This window comes from Citricoccus sp. I39-566 (genome assembly GCF_031432995.1).
Lineage (GTDB): Bacteria > Actinomycetota > Actinomycetes > Actinomycetales > Micrococcaceae > Citricoccus > Citricoccus nitrophenolicus_A.
The window spans coordinates 1,910,559-1,927,170 of record NZ_CP133842.1; the positions used below are offsets into that span (position 1 = coordinate 1,910,559).

General features: G+C 71.9%; 14 protein-coding genes and 1 tRNA gene. 13 read left to right on the plus strand and 2 right to left on the minus strand.

Annotation, left to right across the window (positions count from 1 at the left end):
• Nucleotides 1-5: 5 nt before the first annotated feature.
• Nucleotides 6-1,556: a sodium/proline symporter PutP gene (putP, locus tag RE421_RS08780; protein ID WP_309808849.1), complete on the plus strand. Its 1,551-nt coding sequence runs from the start codon at nt 6-8 to the stop codon at nt 1,554-1,556.
• Here putP and RE421_RS08785 read toward each other — a convergent pair.
• The gene (locus tag RE421_RS08785) at nt 1,549-2,475 is read right to left on the minus strand and encodes a GNAT family N-acetyltransferase (RefSeq protein WP_309808851.1); all 927 of its coding nucleotides are present in this window, start codon (nt 2,473-2,475) and stop codon (nt 1,549-1,551) included. The two genes, putP and RE421_RS08785, sit on opposite strands and share 8 nt — an antisense overlap.
• Nucleotides 2,476-2,504: 29 nt before the next feature.
• Between RE421_RS08785 and RE421_RS08790 the strand changes: the two genes are divergently transcribed.
• On the plus strand, nt 2,505-2,822 hold the full coding sequence (locus tag RE421_RS08790) for an META domain-containing protein (RefSeq protein WP_309808853.1): 318 nt from the start codon (nt 2,505-2,507) through the stop codon (nt 2,820-2,822).
• Nucleotides 2,823-2,824: 2 nt separating this feature from the next.
• Here RE421_RS08790 and RE421_RS08795 read toward each other — a convergent pair.
• Nucleotides 2,825-2,897: transfer RNA gene (locus tag RE421_RS08795), tRNA-Arg, on the minus strand.
• A gap of 125 nt (nt 2,898-3,022) precedes the next feature.
• Here RE421_RS08795 and argS point away from each other — a divergent pair.
• The 11 genes from argS to RE421_RS08850 all read left to right on the plus strand — a co-directional run bounded on the left by argS (nt 3,023) and on the right by RE421_RS08850 (nt 16,468).
• Nucleotides 3,023-4,675, plus strand: a complete 1,653-nt coding sequence (gene argS, locus RE421_RS08800; protein WP_309808856.1) for an arginine--tRNA ligase — start codon at nt 3,023-3,025, stop codon at nt 4,673-4,675.
• Nucleotides 4,676-4,677: 2 nt separating this feature from the next.
• Nucleotides 4,678-6,108 (plus strand): diaminopimelate decarboxylase, encoded by a 1,431-nt coding sequence (lysA, locus tag RE421_RS08805; protein WP_309808858.1) that lies wholly within the window; start codon nt 4,678-4,680, stop codon nt 6,106-6,108.
• Nucleotides 6,109-6,209: 101 nt separating this feature from the next.
• On the plus strand, nt 6,210-7,622 hold the full coding sequence (locus RE421_RS08810; protein ID WP_309808860.1) for a homoserine dehydrogenase: 1,413 nt from the start codon (nt 6,210-6,212) through the stop codon (nt 7,620-7,622).
• Between the two features lie 5 nt (nt 7,623-7,627).
• Entirely contained in the window at nt 7,628-8,740 is a 1,113-nt protein-coding gene (thrC, locus tag RE421_RS08815) for a threonine synthase (RefSeq protein ID WP_309808862.1), read from the plus strand.
• The gene (gene thrB, locus RE421_RS08820; protein WP_309808865.1) at nt 8,740-9,705 is read left to right on the plus strand and encodes a homoserine kinase; all 966 of its coding nucleotides are present in this window, start codon (nt 8,740-8,742) and stop codon (nt 9,703-9,705) included. The genes thrC and thrB overlap by 1 nt, the downstream gene beginning before the upstream one ends.
• Before the next feature lie 239 nt (nt 9,706-9,944).
• Entirely contained in the window at nt 9,945-12,053 is a 2,109-nt protein-coding gene (gene rho / locus RE421_RS08825; protein WP_309808867.1) for a transcription termination factor Rho, read from the plus strand.
• A gap of 125 nt (nt 12,054-12,178) precedes the next feature.
• Nucleotides 12,179-13,258 carry a peptide chain release factor 1 gene (gene prfA, locus RE421_RS08830; protein WP_309808869.1) on the plus strand — a complete coding sequence of 360 codons (1,080 nt, stop codon included), beginning with the start codon at nt 12,179-12,181 and terminating at the stop codon, nt 13,256-13,258.
• A gap of 28 nt (nt 13,259-13,286) precedes the next feature.
• Nucleotides 13,287-14,219 carry a HemK/PrmC family methyltransferase gene (locus RE421_RS08835; RefSeq protein ID WP_309808872.1) on the plus strand — a complete coding sequence of 311 codons (933 nt, stop codon included), beginning with the start codon at nt 13,287-13,289 and terminating at the stop codon, nt 14,217-14,219.
• Nucleotides 14,216-14,872 (plus strand): L-threonylcarbamoyladenylate synthase, encoded by a 657-nt coding sequence (locus RE421_RS08840; protein ID WP_396134477.1) that lies wholly within the window; start codon nt 14,216-14,218, stop codon nt 14,870-14,872. The genes RE421_RS08835 and RE421_RS08840 overlap by 4 nt, the downstream gene beginning before the upstream one ends.
• A 10-nt stretch (nt 14,873-14,882) precedes the next feature.
• Nucleotides 14,883-16,037 carry an MraY family glycosyltransferase gene (locus RE421_RS08845; RefSeq protein ID WP_309808876.1) on the plus strand — a complete coding sequence of 385 codons (1,155 nt, stop codon included), beginning with the start codon at nt 14,883-14,885 and terminating at the stop codon, nt 16,035-16,037.
• Nucleotides 16,034-16,468: a hypothetical protein gene (locus RE421_RS08850; RefSeq protein WP_309808877.1), complete on the plus strand. Its 435-nt coding sequence runs from the start codon at nt 16,034-16,036 to the stop codon at nt 16,466-16,468. The genes RE421_RS08845 and RE421_RS08850 overlap by 4 nt, the downstream gene beginning before the upstream one ends.
• Nucleotides 16,469-16,612: the final 144 nt, after the last annotated feature.

The following is a 16,612-nucleotide window of genomic DNA, read 5'->3' on the forward strand; positions in this document are numbered from 1 at the left end:
CCACCATGGAGACCACCTTCACGCTCATCGCGATCCTGCTGTACTTCGCGGCCATGCTGGCCATCGGGTTCTACGCCTCCCGGAAGAACAACGACCTGGACGACTACATGCTCGCGGGCCGGCGGCTGCCCCCGTTCGTGGCGGCCCTGTCCGCCGGGGCCTCGGACATGTCCGGCTGGCTGCTGCTCGGACTGCCGGGGGCCATCTACGCCTTCGGGCTGGTGGAGGCATGGATCGCGGTCGGCCTGACGATCGGCGCCTGGCTGAACTGGAAGTTCATCGCCCCGCGGCTGCGCGCCTACACGGAGGTCTCCCGGAACTCCATCACCATCCCCTCGTTCCTGGAGAACCGCTTCCGGGACCGCAGGCACCTGCTGCGGATCGTGGCCGGGGCCATCGTGCTGGTCTACTTCACCTTCTACGTGTCCTCCGGCATGGTGGCCGGCGGCAAGTTCTTCGAGTCCTCCTTCGGCTCCACGTACCTGGCCGGCATGCTCCTGGTCGCCGGGGTCACCCTCGTCTACACCCTGTTCGGCGGCTTCCTCGGCGCCTCGCTGACGGACGTGGCCCAGGGCCTGCTCATGCTCGCTGCCCTGATCGCGGTCCCGTTGGTGGCGCTGATCAACATCGGCGGCTGGGGCGAGATGGTCGACTCCATCCGGGCCGCGGATGCCGCCCTGGGCGAGGGCGGGGACCGGCTGTCCTTCTTCGCCAACGCCACCTGGGTCGGGATCGTCTCGGCCCTGGCCTGGGGACTGGGCTACTTCGGCCAGCCGCACATCATCGTCCGGTTCATGGCGCTGCGCTCCGCGAAGGACGCCGTGGCCGGCCGCCGCATCGGCATCGCCTGGATGGCCCTGTGCGCCTTCGGGGCCGTGATGACCGCGCTCGTGGGCATCGCCTACTTCCAGGCGCACCCGGAGCTCACCCTGGATGACCCGGAGACCGTGTTCCTGCTGCTGTCCCAGATTCTGTTCCACCCCTTCGTGGCCGGCCTGGTGCTGGCCGCGGTGCTGGCGGCCGTCATGTCCACGATCTCCTCGCAGCTCATCGTGTGCTCCTCCGCCCTCGTGGAGGACCTCTACAAGCTCTTCGGCCGCAAGGCCAATGCGCGGACGGAGCTGTGGCTGGGCCGCAGCGGCGTCATCCTGGTGGCCGTGATCGCGTTCCTCATCGCCCTGGACCCCGAGTCCAGCGTCCTGGAGCTCGTGGCCTTCGCCTGGGCCGGCTTCGGCGCCTCCTTCGGACCGATCGTGATCCTCTCCCTGTTCTGGAAGGGGTTCAACACCTGGGGCGCGTTGTCCTCCCTCGTGGTGGGCGCCGTGATCGTGTTCTGGTGGGGCAACATGCCGGACGAGGCGTGGGGCGGCACCTTCGCCCTGTACGAGATCGTCCCCGGCTTCGTGCTCGCCGCGATCGTCGGGACCGTGGTCTCGCTCGCGACGCGGCGTCCGCGGGACCCGGCCACCGCCGAGGCCAACGCCGAGATCAGTGCCGAGTTCGACGAGGCCGTGGCCGTGGCCAAGGGCAAGGAGTACGCGGCCCCGGTCAGCTGACCGGCGCCGTGACCGGTCGCGCGCCCCGGTAGCCGCGCAGCGCCGCGTCCTGGCGCATCCCCAGGGACAGGTACAGTGCGTGGGCGGCCGCCCGGGACTCCCGGACGGTCAGGTGCACCAGTTCCGGCCGACCGGCCTCCAGCAGCACGCGGACGAGCTCCACGACCAGCCGCCGGCCCAGGCCCCGCCGGCGGACGGCGGGGTCCACCGCCGTGAAGTCCACATAGGCGGAGCCGTCGTCCTGCAGCGTCCCGGCCGCATAGCCCAGCAGCGTCCCGTCGCCGTCCTCGGCCACCACGGTGTGGTACGCGGAGGCCAGCTGCGCTGCCGTCGCGTAGGCCGCGCCGAATTCCGCGGCGTGCAACGGCTCCACGGGCCCGACGTCGGCCGGCACCATCCGCCGGAGGCGCACCCCGGGTGCCGGGCCGGCGTCGGGCAGGGTACAGGCCCGGGCCCGGGCGGCGGGGGCCACGAGGGCGAAGTTCACCTCCGTGGCGGTCCAGCCGAGCCGGTCGGCGAGGGAGGCCAGGGCCGTGTTGGCCACGTGCCCGCACACCTCCAGGTGGGTGATCTCCGCTGGCACCTGGCGGTCGATCGCCGCCAGGAGGGCATGGCCGTGGCGGTCCACCGCGCCGGGCGTTCCCCAGGGACCGTGGATCCAGGCCATCGACGGTTCGGCGTCCCAGTCCACCGTGCACGCGGCGATGATCTCGCCGCCGCTCTGACCGCCGGTAAGGACCGCGCGCCAGCCGCTCAGCCACGGCCGGTCCAGGCCCTCCAGCTCGGCCTCGATCCCGGTGGGGTCCTCGCCCAGGTAGGCCGTCGACGTCGCCGGGTCCTGTTGGCAGGCGACGATGAACGCCAGGGCCTCCGCGCGGCCGGCATCGTCCGGGTGGGCAGTGATGACCGTCTCCTCCATCCCTGCATGGTCTGCCCTACGCTGGCCGGATGGAAGAGCTGACGGATCACCGCTGGGGATCGGACGCGCCGGGGCAGCCCTGGCTGGGCTTCGACGCCGAGGGCGGGCTGTACGGGTCCGACGGGTGCAACCGGCTCGTGGGGCAGTGGGTCCTGACGGGGGACCGGCTCGAGTTCGGCCGCCTCGTCTCCACGATGATGTTCTGCCGCGACGTTGACACCTGGTTGCTGGGGGCGGCCGCGGCGCGGTGGGTGCGGGGGTCCGCCGGGGAGTGGCTCGAGGTGTGCGATGCGGCCGGCGGCGTGATCGGGGTGCTGGAGCGCGACGGCGATGCCGGTCTCGGATAGGGTGCCCCCGGCAGGATTCGAACCTGCGGCCTTCTGCTCCGGAGGCAGACGCTCTATCCCCTGAGCTACGGAGGCGGGGGTCCGGTGACCGGCGGGCCGATCGGGACTTCACAACCCTACCCCATCAGCGGTCCTGTCGGAAAACCGGCCTGCCGGACACGGTGTCCGGCGGCCAGCCGCAGAACATTAGACTGTTGCGGGTGACCCCCGAAGACCTTTCTACAGCCCTGACCGCTTGCCTGCAGGATGCCGTCGACGCCGGCGAGATCTCGGTGGCCGTGCCCGCCGTCGTGAAGGTGGAGCGACCGAAGAACCGCGAGCACGGCGACTGGGCCACCAACGTGGCCATGCAGCTGGGCAAGCAGGCCGGAATGGCCCCCCGTGACCTGGCCGCCCTGCTGGCCGAGCGCCTGCGCCGGGCCCCGGGCGTCGTCGGCGTGGAGATCGCCGGGCCCGGGTTCCTGAACATCACCCTCGACGCCGCGGCCGCCGGCGAGCTGGCCCGCACCGTGGTGCAGGCCGGCGCCGACTACGGCCGCAACTCCGCGCTGGTCGGCCACGTGGTGAACATGGAGTTCGTCTCCGCCAACCCCACCGGCCCGCTGCACATCGGCCACACCCGCTGGGCCGCCCTCGGCGACGCCATCTCCCGGCTGCTGCGTGCCTCGGGGGCCGAGCTCACGGCCGAGTACTACATCAACGACGCCGGCCACCAGATGGACGTGTTCGCCCAGTCCGTCTACAACCGGCTGCACGGCCTGCCCGTGCCGGAGGGCGGGTATCCCGGCGAGTACATCCAGGACCTGGCCCGCCAGGTCTCCACGGACCATCCGGACCTGAGGACCCTGACGGAGCAGGCCGCCCTGCCGGTGATCCGCGAGGCCGCCTACGTCCACCAGATGCGGGACATCCGGGACACCCTGGCGGCCTTCGGCGTGCACTTCGACATCTGGTTCTCCGAGCGGCAGCTGCACTCCTCCGGCGCCATCGAGTCCGCGGTGCGGCGGCTGCGGGAGCAGGGCCACATCGAGGACCGGGACGGCGCGGTCTGGCTGCGCACCACGGACTTCGGCGATGACAAGGACCGCGTGCTCATCCGCGCCAACGGCGAGCCGACCTACTTCGCCGCCGATGCCGCCTACTACCTGTCCAAGAAGGACCGCGGCTTCACGGAGAAGATCTACCTGCTCGGCGCGGACCACCACGGCTACGTGGGGCGGCTCAAGGCCATCGCCGCCTGCGCCGGGGACGACCCGCAGCACAACATCGAGGTGCTGATCGGCCAGCTCATCTCGGTCAACGGCGCCAAGCTGTCCAAGCGGGCCGGGAACATCATCGAGCTCAAGGACCTGGTGGACTGGCTGGGCGCCGACGCGCTGCGCTACTCGCTGGCCCGGTACCCGGCGGACTCCCCGATCACCATCGACCCGGAGATCCTGACGTCGAGGACCAACGACAACCCGGTCTTCTACGTGCAGTATGCCCACGCCCGGTCCAAGGGGGCCTCGCGCACGGCCGAGGCGGCCGGCGTCGACCGCTCGGCCTTCGACGCGTCCCTGCTCACGCACGCGACCGAATCGGACCTGCTGGCCCGGCTGGGCGAGTTCCCCTCGATCGTGGCGCAGGCGGCCCAGTTCCGCGAGCCCCACCGGGTGGCCCGCCACCTCGAGGTCATCGCCGGCGCCTACCACTCCTGGTACGCCGCGTGCCGGATCGTGCCGGCGGCCACGGACGAGGGCGCCGGGGAGATCACGGACACCAACCGCACCCGGCTGTGGCTGAACGAGGCCACCGCACAGGTGCTCGCCAACGGACTCGACCTGCTGGGCGTCAGCGCCCCGGAACGGATGTGACTGTGACTGCCGCGACCACCGGACCCTCCCCACTGGCCCCCGCCTGGCTCGAGTACCCCGAGGACCCGAACGCGCTGGCCCCCCAGCTCTGGGCCTCCGGCGTGCAGAGGAACGACGACGGCCAGATCGCCGTGCAGGGCCTCGGCGTCTCCCAGCTCGCCCGGGACCACGGCACGCCGCTGCTGGTGCTGGACGAGGACGACTTCCGCGGGCGCGCCCGGGCCTTCCGGGACGCCTTCGACGAGGCCTTCGCCGACCTCTGCGGGGGGGTGGACGTCTACTACGCGGGCAAGTCCTTCCTGTGCACCGCGGCCGCCCGCTGGGTCGCCGAGGAGGGGCTGCGCCTGGACACGGCCTCCGGCGGGGAGCTGGCCGCCGCGCTGCGGGCCGGCGTGGAGCCCGCCCACATCGGGCTGCACGGCAACAACAAGTCCGACGCCGAGATGCGCCGCGCGCTGCAGGCCGGGGTGGGCCGCATCGTCGTGGACTCCCTCGACGAGCTGGACCGGCTCACCGAGCTGGCCGCCGAGGCCGGCGCCGTGGCCCCGGTCATGCTGCGCCTGACCCCGGGGGTGCACGCCCACACCCACGAGTTCATCGCCACGGCCCACGAGGACCAGAAGTTCGGGCTCTCGATGGCCGGGGGGCTGGCGAGTCAGGCCGGCCAGGCCGTGGCGCGTGCCCTGGCCGCGGAGTCGGTCGACCTGCGCGGACTGCACTGCCACATCGGCTCCCAGATCTTCGAGGCCGAGGGCTTCGGCGTCGCCGCGGAGAAGCTGCTGGGCTTCCTCGCCGAGATCGCGGCCGAGCACGGCGTCGCGCTGGAGGAGCTGGACCTGGGCGGCGGCCACGGGATCGCCTACACGCCGGCGGACGCCCCGCGGACGCCGGCGGACATCGCCACCACGCTGGCCGGGGTGGTGCGGGCGGCCTGCACGAAGCTGGGGATCCGGTGCCCCCGGATCTCCATCGAGCCGGGCCGCGCCATCTCCGGACCGGCGGGGTTCACCCTCTACGAGGCCGGCGTGCGCAAGACCGTCACGGTGGACGGTGCGGACGGCACCACCCACCCCCGCCGCTACGTCTCCGTGGACGGCGGCATGAGCGACAACCCGCGGCCGGTGCTGTACGAGGCGGACTACTCCGTGGCGCTGGCCTCCCGCACCTCGGCGTCCGGGGCCGTGCTCTCCCGGGTGGTCGGCAAGCACTGCGAGTCCGGGGACCTCGTGGTCAAGGACGCCTACCTGCCGGAGGACGTGGGCCGCGGGGACCTGCTCGCCGTGCCCGCCACCGGCGCGTACTGCCACTCGCTGTCCAGCAACTACAACATGCTCACCCGGCCGGCCGTCGTGGCCGTGCGGGACGGCCGGGCCCGGGTCATCATCCGGCGAGAGACCGAGGACGACCTCTTCGCCCGTGAGACCGGGCTGTAGGCGCCCGAGCTGGAAGACACCGGGCCCAGAAGACCCCGGACCAGAAGACCCCGGACGGTAGAGTCCGGCCAGAACCGCAGCACCAGAACCATCGGAGGACCATGACCGCCACCACCCCGGCCGACCGCGAGGCCACGCAGCAGGCCCCGTCCCAGACCTCGCCGGAGTCCTCGCCCGAGGCCCTGAAGATCGCGCTGCTCGGTGCCGGGACCGTCGGCTCCCAGGTGGCCCGCATCCTCACGGAGGACGCCGGGATGCTGGCGGCCCGGGTGGGCACCCGCCTCGAGCTGGCCGGCGTGTTCGTCCGGAACCCGGACGGCGACCGCGACTACCGGCTGCCGCGCGAGCTCTACACCGCGGACGCCGAGGCGCTCGTGGACTCGGCGGACATCGTGGTGGAGCTGATGGGCGGCATCGAGCCGGCCAAGACGCTCATCGAGCGGGCCATCGCCCACGGCTCGGCCGTGGTCACCGGCAACAAGGCCCTGCTGGCCCAGTCCGGCTCGGAGCTGTTCCGGGCGGCGGCGGACGCGGGCACCCAGCTGTCCTTCGAGGCCTCCGTGGCCGGTGCCATCCCGATCCTGAGGCCGTTGCGGGACTCCCTGGCCGGGGACACCGTCACCCGGGTGATGGGCATCGCCAACGGCACCACGAACTACATCCTCGACCAGATGGACTCCACGGGCGCCACGTTCGACGACGCCCTCGCCGACGCGCAGGCCCTGGGCTACGCCGAGGCGGACCCGACGGCCGACGTCGAAGGCCACGACGCCGCCGCCAAGGCCGCCATCCTCGCCAACCTGGCCTTCCACGCGCCGTTCCGGATCGACGAGGTCCACTGCGAGGGCATCACCCGGATCACGGCGGCGGACAACGAGGCCGCCTCCGAGGCCGGCTACGTCATCAAGCTGCTGGCGATCGCCGAGCGCATCACCGCCAGGGACGGGACGGCCGGGGCCGTGCTGCGCGTGCACCCCACGCTGCTGCCCCGCGAGCATCCGCTGGCCGCCGTGCGCGGGGCCTTCAACGCCGTCTTCGTGGAGGCCGAGAATGCCGGCGAGCTGATGTTCTACGGTCCGGGCGCCGGCGGAGCGCCCACGGCCAGCGCCGTCATGGGGGACGTGGTCTCCATCGCCCGCCGCCTGGTCCGCGGCGGCGCCGGGCGGACCCACACCCCCAAGTCCGTGGTCCCGGCCCTGCCCGTGGGGGAGGCGCACACGAGCTACATGGTGGTCCTGCGGGTGGCGGACCGTCCCGGCGTGCTGGCCTCCATAGCCTCCTCCGTGGCCGAGCACGGCGTCTCGATCGTCTCCATGCGCCAGGTCCCGCTGGCCGAGGACGACCTCGTGGCGGAGGAGTCCAGCGAGGAGTACACCGACGAGACCCCGGAATCGGTCCTGCGGATCATCACGCACGAGGCCAGGGAACAGGACCTGGCGGCCACCGTGGCCGCCCTGGAGCAATTGGACGTGGTGACCGAAGTGGTTTCGGTCCTGCGAGTCGAAGGGAACTGAGCACAGTGGCACATCAATGGCGCGGGGTCATCCGCGAGTACGCCGACCGACTGCCCGTGGGCGAGGACACCCGGGTGATCACCCTGGGCGAGGGCGGGACCCCGCTGATCGAGGCGCCCGCGTTGTCCGAGCTCGTCCAGGGCGAGGTCTGGGTCAAATTCGAGGGCATGAACCCCACCGGCTCCTTCAAGGACCGCGGCATGACCATGGCCATCACCGCCGCCGTGGAGCAGGGGGCGAAGGCCGTGGTCTGCGCCTCCACCGGCAACACCTCCGCCTCGGCCGCGGCGTACGCCACCCAGGCCGGCCTGACCTGTGCGGTGCTGGTGCCGGACGGCAAGATCGCGATGGGCAAGCTCTCCCAGGCCATCGCCCACGGCGCCACCCTGCTCCAGGTGGACGGCAACTTCGACAACTGCCTCGACGTGGCCCGCAAGCTCAGCGAGAACTACCCGGTGTTCCTGGTGAACTCGGTGAACCCGAACCGCATCGAGGGCCAGAAGACCGGGGCCTTCGAGGTGGTGGACTTCCTCGGCGACGCCCCGGACTACCATGTGCTGCCCGTCGGCAACGCCGGCAACATCACGGCCTACTGGAAGGGCTACCGCGAGTACGCGCAGCCCTACACGAACCCGCACCCCGGATCCGCCGCCGGCGAGCTCCCCGCCGTCGCCACGAAGACCCCCGCCATGTGGGGCTTCCAGGCCGCCGGTTCCGCGCCGATCGTGCTGGGCCACCCCGTCACCGAGCCGGACACCATCGCCACCGCCATCCGGATCGGCAACCCCGCCTCCTGGGAGCAGGCGGAGTCCGCGCGGGACGAGTCCGGCGGGCTCATCGACTCCGTGACGGACGAGGAGATCCTGGCCGCCCACCGGTGGCTCTCCGCGAAGGAGGGCGTGTTCGTGGAGCCCGCGTCGGCGGCCGGCGTCGCGGGCCTGATCAAGCACCACGGCCTCGGCAACGTGCCGGCCGGCAAGCGGTGGGTCATCACCGTGACGGGCCACGGCCTGAAGGACCCGCAGTGGGCCCTGCGCAACGCCGACGGCTCGGACGTGGAGCCGCAGAAGGTGCCGTTCGACGTCGTCGCCGTGGCCGACGCCCTCGGTCTCGCCTGATGGGCCAGGGGCTGAACCGGGTCCCCGCCGGGCTGACCGTCTCCGTGTCCGTCCCGGCCACCTCCGCCAACCTGGGGCCCGGATTCGACTCCATGGGCCTCGCGCTCGACCTGCGGGACGAGGTCTCCGTGACCACGCGGGCGGAGGGCTTCACGGCCCACGTGGACGGCGAGGGGGCCGGGGTGGTGCCCACCGACGGCTCGCACCTGGTCATCAGCACCCTGCGCGCGCACCTGCGCGACCGCGGCTGGGATGTCTCCGGCCTGACGCTCACGGCGATCAACCGGATCCCGCACGGCCGCGGCCTCGGCTCCTCGGCCGCGGCCCACGCCAGCGCCGTCCTCCTGGCCGACGCCCTCCTGCCCGAGGACGAACGGGGCTCCGAGGCCGAGTTGCTCGACGCCGCCTCGCAGTTGGAGGGCCACCCGGACAACGTGGCCCCGGCCCTGGCCGGGGGCCTGACGGTCTCCTGGGACGACGACGGCCGGTACCGTTCGGCCTTCATCCGCCCGCAGGCCTCGGTCCGGCCGGTGGTGGCCGTCCCCGAGCAGCCCCTCAGCACCGAGACGGCACGCGGCCTGCTGCCGGCCCAGGTGCCGCACCACGTGGCGGCCGCGAACTCCGGCCGGGCCGGGCTGTTGGTGCACGCCCTGACGCAGGACCCGTCCCTCCTGCTGCCGGGCACCCGGGACTGGCTGCACCAGGACTACCGCGAGCCGGCCATGCCGGAGTCCGTGGCCCTCGTGCGGGGCCTGCGGGAGCAGGGCCTGGCCGCCGTGGTCTCCGGGGCCGGGCCGACCGTCATGGTCCTGGCCGTCGGTGAGGAGCAGGCCGAGGCCGCTCGGTCGGCCATGCGAGCCCTGTTGGCCGCCTCCGCGCAATCCTGGCGTGTCAGCATTCTGCCGGTGGACGCAGTCGGTGCTAAGGTGAAGGCACACCGTTCAGGCCAGCCTATATCGGGCTGATGTCGACTGGGATCCGCTCAGACTTGAGGATCCCGTGGTCGGTGGGAATCCAGGCTCCACGAGGACCCAGCGGTCCCCAGGGCTCCGGCCTGTCTTGGCTCCTCGGATTCCATTTCCCCGGATCGTCTCTGATCCGGTATCAAACCCCGGCTTTCAGCCGCCTGTTGAGGCGGCGGCCGGAACACACGTAGCGGGATCCCTCCAGTCGGATCCTGCCTGACGAGGGAGAAGGAACCTTCGTGACCGAAACCACTGAACTGCCCACGTCTTCCGAGGGCAATTCCAGCCAGGCCCAGGCCCCTGAGGCCGCGGCCCCGTCCGCCGGCGGCGGACTGGCCGGCCTGAAGCTCGCCCAGCTGCAGGCCCTGGCCTCCCAGCTCGGCATCACCGGGGGATCCCGGATGCGCAAGTCCGACCTGGTGGCCGCCATCTCCAGCCACCAGCGTGGCGGCTCCGTCGCCGACCGCAAGGCGGCCGAGACCCCTGCCGGGGAGGAGGCCCGGGAACCGTCGGGTGCGCCGAAGAAGCGGGGCACGCGCGGCGCCAAGGCAGCGGCCTCCGCCGACCAGAACCAGGCCGACCAGAAGCCGGCCGGCCAGAACCAGTCCGACGAGAACCAGTCTGACCAGAACCAGGCGGGGCAGGCACCGTCCGGGCCGGCGTCCTCGGGCGCCGAGGCCTCCGAGCGTCCCGCCCGCCGGACCCGCAGCCGCCGTGCCGAATCGCCGGCCGCGGTCACCGCGAACGCCGAGGCGGGCGCCGAGCAGTCCGGTGCTGAGCAGTCCGGTGCCGGAGCCGGGGAGGTTGCCGACGGCGGCTCGGCCCAGGCCGAGGGCCAGCAGGAGCGCTCCTCCGGCCGCAACGACCGCAGCGGCAACCGCAACGACCGCGGCAACCGTGGTGACCGCACCAACGAGCGGTCCAACGATCGCCAGGACCGCGGCAACCGCGGCGACCGGAACAGCAATGACCGGTCGAATGACCGTCAGCAGGAGCAGAAGCAGGACAACGACCAGTCCTCCGGCGGCCGCGGCAATGACCGGAACAGCAACCGGGACAACAACCGGGATGACGACAGCCGCCGGAACCGCCGGAACCGCAACCGCAACGACCGCAACCGCAACCGCCGTGGTCGCAGCGGCCCCGAGGTCGACGACACGGAGCTGACCGAGGACGACGTGCTGCTGCCCGTCGCGGGCATCCTGGACGTGCTGGACAACTACGCCTTCGTGCGGACCTCCGGCTACCTGCCCGGCCCGAACGACGTCTACGTGTCCCTGTCCATGGTGAAGAAGTACGGGCTGCGCAAGGGCGATGCCGTCGTCGGCGCCATCCGGGCACCGCGTGACGGAGAGAACCAGAACAACGGGGGCGGCAACGCCGGCGGGAACCGGCAGAAGTTCAACGCCCTGGTGCGCCTGACCTCCATCAACGGCCTGCCGGCCGAGGACAGCCCGAAGCGCACGAAGTTCAGCGACCTCGTGCCGCTGTACCCCCAGGAGCGGCTGCGCCTGGAGACCGACCCCAAGCTGGTCGGTCCGCGCGTGATCGACCTGGTGGCGCCGATCGGCAAGGGCCAGCGCGGCCTGATCGTCTCCCCGCCGAAGGCCGGCAAGACGATGATCCTGCAGTCCATCGCCAACGCCGTCACCACCAACAACCCCGAGGTGCACCTCATGATGGTGCTGGTGGACGAGCGTCCGGAGGAGGTCACGGACATGCAGCGCTCGGTCAAGGGCGAGGTCATCGCCTCCACCTTCGACCGCCCGGCCGACGACCACACCACGGTGGCGGAGCTCGCCATCGAGCGCGCCAAGCGCCTCGTGGAGATGGGCCGTGACGTGGTGGTCCTGCTGGACTCGATGACCCGGCTGGGCCGTGCCTACAACCTGGCGGCCCCCGCCTCGGGGCGCATCCTGTCCGGCGGCGTGGACTCCTCGGCGCTGTACCCGCCGAAGCGGTTCTTCGGCGCCGCCCGCAACATCGAGAACGGCGGTTCGCTGACCATCCTCGCCACCGCCCTGGTGGAGACCGGTTCCAAGATGGACGAGGTCATCTTCGAGGAGTTCAAGGGCACCGGCAACATGGAGCTGCGCCTGTCCCGTCAGCTGGCGGACAAGCGGATCTTCCCCGCCGTGGACGTCAACGCCTCCGGCACCCGCCGCGAGGAGAACCTGTTGACCTCCGAGGAGATCAAGATCATGTGGAAGCTGCGCCGGGTGCTGTCCGGCCTGGACACGCAGCAGGCACTGGAGATCCTGACGAACAAGATCAAGGACACCCAGTCCAACGCCGAGTTCCTCATGCTGGTCTCCAAGACCACGCTGGGTCCGAAGGGCGAGAAGTAGCGCTTCAGCACCGGCCCCCGTCCCTCCTTCCTCCGCTGACCCGGAGGACCCTGGAGGGGCGGGGGCCTCAGTCATTGCGAGAACCGTCATAGCGTGTCACGAGCGCGAGGAGAAGGAACACCACCATGTTCGAGTCCGTGCAGGAACTGTTGGACGAACACCGCGAGCTGACCGACCGCCTGGCTGATCCCGCCGTGCACCAGGACCCGGTGCTCGCGCGCCGGCTCGGTCGGCGCTTCGCCGAGCTGGGCGCCATCGTGGCGGCGCACCAGGCTTGGAGCCGGGCGGTGGCCGATGCGGCCGACGCCCGCGAGCTGGCCGAGGAGGACGCGGACTTCGCCGCCGAGCTGCCCGGCCTGCAGGCCACCGCGGACCAGGCCGAGGAGAAGCTGCGCCGGCTGCTCATCCCCCGTGACCCGGCCGACGCCCGGGACGCCATCCTGGAGATCAAGGGCGGCGAGGGCGGCGAGGAGGCGGCCCTGTTCGCGGGTGACCTGCTCCGGATGTACGTGCGCTTCGCCGAGTCCAGGGGCTGGAAGACCGAGATCCTCTCCACCACGGAATCGGACCTCGGCGGGTACAAGGACGTCCAGGTGGCCATCAAGGGCAAGTCCACCGACCCGGCGGAGGGCGTCTATGCCCACCTGAAGTTCGAGGGCGGCGTCCACCGCGTGCAGCGCGTTCCCGTCACGGAGTCCCAGGGCCGGATCCACACCTCGGCCGCCGGAGTGCTCGTCTTTCCGGAGGTGGATGCCCCGGAGGAGGTGCAGATCTCCGCCAACGACCTCAAGATCGACGTGTACCGCTCCTCCGGTCCGGGCGGCCAGTCCGTGAACACCACCGACTCCGCCGTGCGCATCACCCACCTGCCCACCGGGATCGTGGTGTCCATGCAGAACGAGAAGTCGCAGATCCAGAACCGAGAGGCCGGCATGCGCGTGCTGCGCTCGAGGATCCTCGCCCACCAGCAGGAGCAGCTCGACGCCGAGAACGCCGCCGTGCGGCATTCCCAGGTCCGGACCATGGACCGCTCCGAGCGGATCCGCACGTACAACTACCCGGAGAACAGGATCGCCGACCACCGCACCGGGTACAAGTCCTACAACCTCGACGCCGTGCTCGACGGCGAGCTGGGACCCGTGCTGCAGTCCTGCATCGAGATGGACGAGGCGCACCGTCTGGAGGCGCTTGGCCAGCATGACTGAGAACGTGACTGACACCAGGACTGACAGCATGACCGATCGCCCCGAGGCGCTCACCCTGGAATCGCTGCTGCGCTCCGCCACGGACCTGCTCCGGGCGGCGGACGTGGACTCGCCCCGAGCCGACGCGGAGACCCTGGCCGCCCACGTCCTCGGGGCCAGCCGCGGCCAGGTGGCGGCGTGGGCCGTGGCCGGCCGGCGGATCGATCCCGTGCAGTCGGTGGACCTACGCCGGCTGGCCATCTCCCGGTCCACCCGGACCCCGCTGCAGTACCTCACCGGCACCACGACCTTCCGCACCGTGGACCTGGCGGTCGGGCACGGCGTGTTCCTGCCCCGGCCGGAGACCGAGCTGGTGGCCGGGGCCGCTATCGAGGCCGCGCGCGCCGTGGCCCGGCGTGCTGGCGGCCCGGCCGGCCGGCCCCTGGTCGTGGACCTGTGCACGGGCTCCGGGGCCATCGCCGCCGCGGTGGCCCGCGAGGTGCCGGGCGCCACGGTGCACGCGGTGGAGGCCGATCCCGAGGCCGCCTGGTGGGCGGCGGCGAACCTGGACCCGCTGGGGGTCGCGCTGCACGTGGGCGACGCGGCGGCCGCACTTCCGGAGCTGGACGGCAGCGCCGACGTCGTGGTCTCGAACCCGCCCTACGTGCCGGACGGCCGGATCCCGGCCCAGGCGGAGGCCCGCCGCGACCCGGAGCTCGCCCTCTACGGCGGGGGAGCGGACGGGATGCGGGTCCCGACGGCCGTGGCCGCGGCCGCCGCCCGCCTGCTGCGTGCGGGCGGGACCTTCGTGATGGAGCACGACGAGACGCAGGAGCAGCTCGTCGCCGGGCTGCTGCGGGACGGGGCCGCGGCGGCGGGCCTGGCCGCGGGACTCTTCGCCGGGATCGAGACCCGGACCGACCTCACCGGCCGGCCGCGCTACACGGTGGCCGTGCGCACGGATGGGAGAATGGCCCGGTGAGCCTGCTGATCGACTGCACCACAGAATCCGGGATGGACCGCGGCCTCGACGCCGCCCGCACGGCGCTGGCCGATCGCGGGTGCGTCGTGCTGCCCACGGACACCGTCTACGGCATCGGCGCCGATGCCTTCTCCCCGCAGGCCGTGGCCGTGCTGCTGGCCGCCAAGGGCCGCGGCCGTGCCATGCCCCCTCCCGTGCTGATCGGCGGCACCGCGGTCATGGACGGTCTGGCCGTGGACGTGCCGGAGGGAGCGCGCCGGCTGGCCGAGGAGTTCTGGCCCGGCGCCCTCACCCTGGTCCTGACCGCCCAGCCGTCGCTGGCCTGGGACCTGGGGGAGACCCGGGGCACCGTCGCGCTGCGCGTGCCGGATGACCAGGTGGCCCGCGAGCTGCTGCAGGAGGTCGGCCCGCTGGCGGTCTCCAGTGCGAACCGCACGGGCCAACCGGCGGCGACGTCGGCCGCGGCCGCCCGCGAGATGCTCGGCGAATCGGTGGCCGTCTACCTCGACGACGGGGACCGGACCACCTGGGAGCCGTCCACGATCGTCGACTGCACCGTCTCGCCCTTCCGCGTGGTCCGCCGCGGGGCCCTGGGCTACGAGGAACTGGCCGCCGTGGTGCCGGACCTGGTGGACGCACCGACCGCGGGATGAGGGCGCGTCCATGAAGGTCTACCTGATGCTGCTGGCGCTCTCCGCCGTGGTGAGCTTCGTGCTCACCCCGGCCGTGCGCCGGCTCGCCCTGGCCGGACACGTCTTCACCCCGCAGCGCCAGCGGGACGTGCACCGGGAGCCGGTGCCCAAGCTCGGCGGGGTCGCCATGATCGCCGCCGTGCTGGTGGCCCTGGCGATCGGGGCGATGGTGCCCTTCCTGGACGGCATCTACTCGGACCCCGGCCCGCTGCGCGGACTGCTGCTCGCCCTCGCCGTGGTGGTGCTCATGGGGGTCGCGGACGACCTCTGGGACCTGCACTGGACCCTGAAGCTGGCCGGTCAGGTCTCCGCGGCCGCGCTGGTGGCGTTCCACGGGATCCGGGTCGAGGCCATGCCCGTGGGCTGGATCGCCGTCGGCAACGAGCCCGTCCAGATCGGGCTGACGATCTTCATCCTCGTGCTGACCATGAACGCCATCAACTTCGTGGACGGACTGGACGGCCTGGCGGCGGGGATGGCCGCCATCGGCGGATCGGCGTTCTTCATCTACACGTACCTGCTGACCCGCACCATCAACGAGTTCGACTACTCCAACCTCGCCACGCTGCTGATGGCCGTCCTCGTCGGTTCCTGCGTGGGGTTCCTGCCGCACAACTTCAACCCCGCCAGGATCTTCATGGGCGAGGTCGGCGCGATGCTCATCGGCCTGCTGCTGGCCACGGCCGCGGTGGCGGTGACGGCCACGGTCGGGGACATGCAGGAGGGCTTCCGGTTCCGCAACGTCCCGGCCTACATGCCGATCCTGCTGCCGATCGCCGTCATGGCGCTGCCGCTGCTGGACCTGGGGATGGCCGTGGTGCGCCGGACGGTGCGCGGGGCCAGCCCCTTCTCCGCGGACCGCGGGCACCTGCACCACAAGCTCGTGGACGGCGGCTGGACGCACCGCCAGGCCGTGCTGCTGCTGTACCTGTGGACCTTCCTCATCGCCTACGGGGTGGTGGCCCTGAACTTCATCGACTGGTGGATCGTGCTGGTGGTGGTCGGCGTGCTGCTGCTCGGCGCCGGCTACCTCACCCTGCACCCCTGGGTGCGCCGGTCCCGCAGCGCCCGGAGCACGCCGAACGCACCGAACGACCCCGAGGCCACGAGAGGGCTGGAGACATGATCCGCAGGACCACGACCCGGACGAACACCCGGGGCTGGTGGGGCATGCTCACGGCGTGCCTGACCGGGACCTCCGCCGCACTCGTGCTGGCCGCCGGGCTGGCCTGGCTGATCATCGGTCCGGGGTCCGGGGGAGGCACGGCCGCCGCATCGCTGGGACTGGCCGGCGCCGCCGTCGTGATCCTGTCCGGCGCCACCCTGCTGCTCACCGCCTGGTCCTGGGACCGCTGGCGGGAACAGACCATCTTTATCGCCCTGTTCGGCTTCGTGGTGAAGATCGTGCTGATGGGCCTGGTGCTCGTGGTGGTCCCGCCGCCGGCCTGGCTCGATCGGACGGCGGCGGGGATCGGCGCCCTCGCGGCGATCGTCACGTGGCAGGTCATCGAGGTCCTGGTCTTCGCGCGCACCCGGCAGCAGATCTACGACGACTGACGCGCGACGGGGGACCGAATCGTGACCGTTCTTCGACGCATCGTAGAAATAAATCGCCGCGGCAGGCGAAAACCGCGCCAAAACGGGCTTTTTGGTCATCAGCACCGTTGCCGGTTTGATAGGCTCATCAACGATCAATAACGA

Coding starts and splice junctions, on each gene's coding strand:
- putP (WP_309808849.1), top strand. CDS start 6: ATGGAGACCACCTTCACGCTCATCGCGATCCTGCTGTACTTCGCGGCC.
- RE421_RS08785 (WP_309808851.1), bottom strand. CDS start 2,475: ATGGAGGAGACGGTCATCACTGCCCACCCGGACGATGCCGGCCGCGCG.
- RE421_RS08790 (WP_309808853.1), top strand. CDS start 2,505: ATGGAAGAGCTGACGGATCACCGCTGGGGATCGGACGCGCCGGGGCAG.
- RE421_RS08810 (WP_309808860.1), top strand. CDS start 6,210: ATGACCGCCACCACCCCGGCCGACCGCGAGGCCACGCAGCAGGCCCCG.
- thrB (WP_309808865.1), top strand. CDS start 8,740: ATGGGCCAGGGGCTGAACCGGGTCCCCGCCGGGCTGACCGTCTCCGTG.
- prfA (WP_309808869.1), top strand. CDS start 12,179: ATGTTCGAGTCCGTGCAGGAACTGTTGGACGAACACCGCGAGCTGACC.
- RE421_RS08835 (WP_309808872.1), top strand. CDS start 13,287: ATGACCGATCGCCCCGAGGCGCTCACCCTGGAATCGCTGCTGCGCTCC.
- RE421_RS08845 (WP_309808876.1), top strand. CDS start 14,883: ATGAAGGTCTACCTGATGCTGCTGGCGCTCTCCGCCGTGGTGAGCTTC.
- RE421_RS08850 (WP_309808877.1), top strand. CDS start 16,034: ATGATCCGCAGGACCACGACCCGGACGAACACCCGGGGCTGGTGGGGC.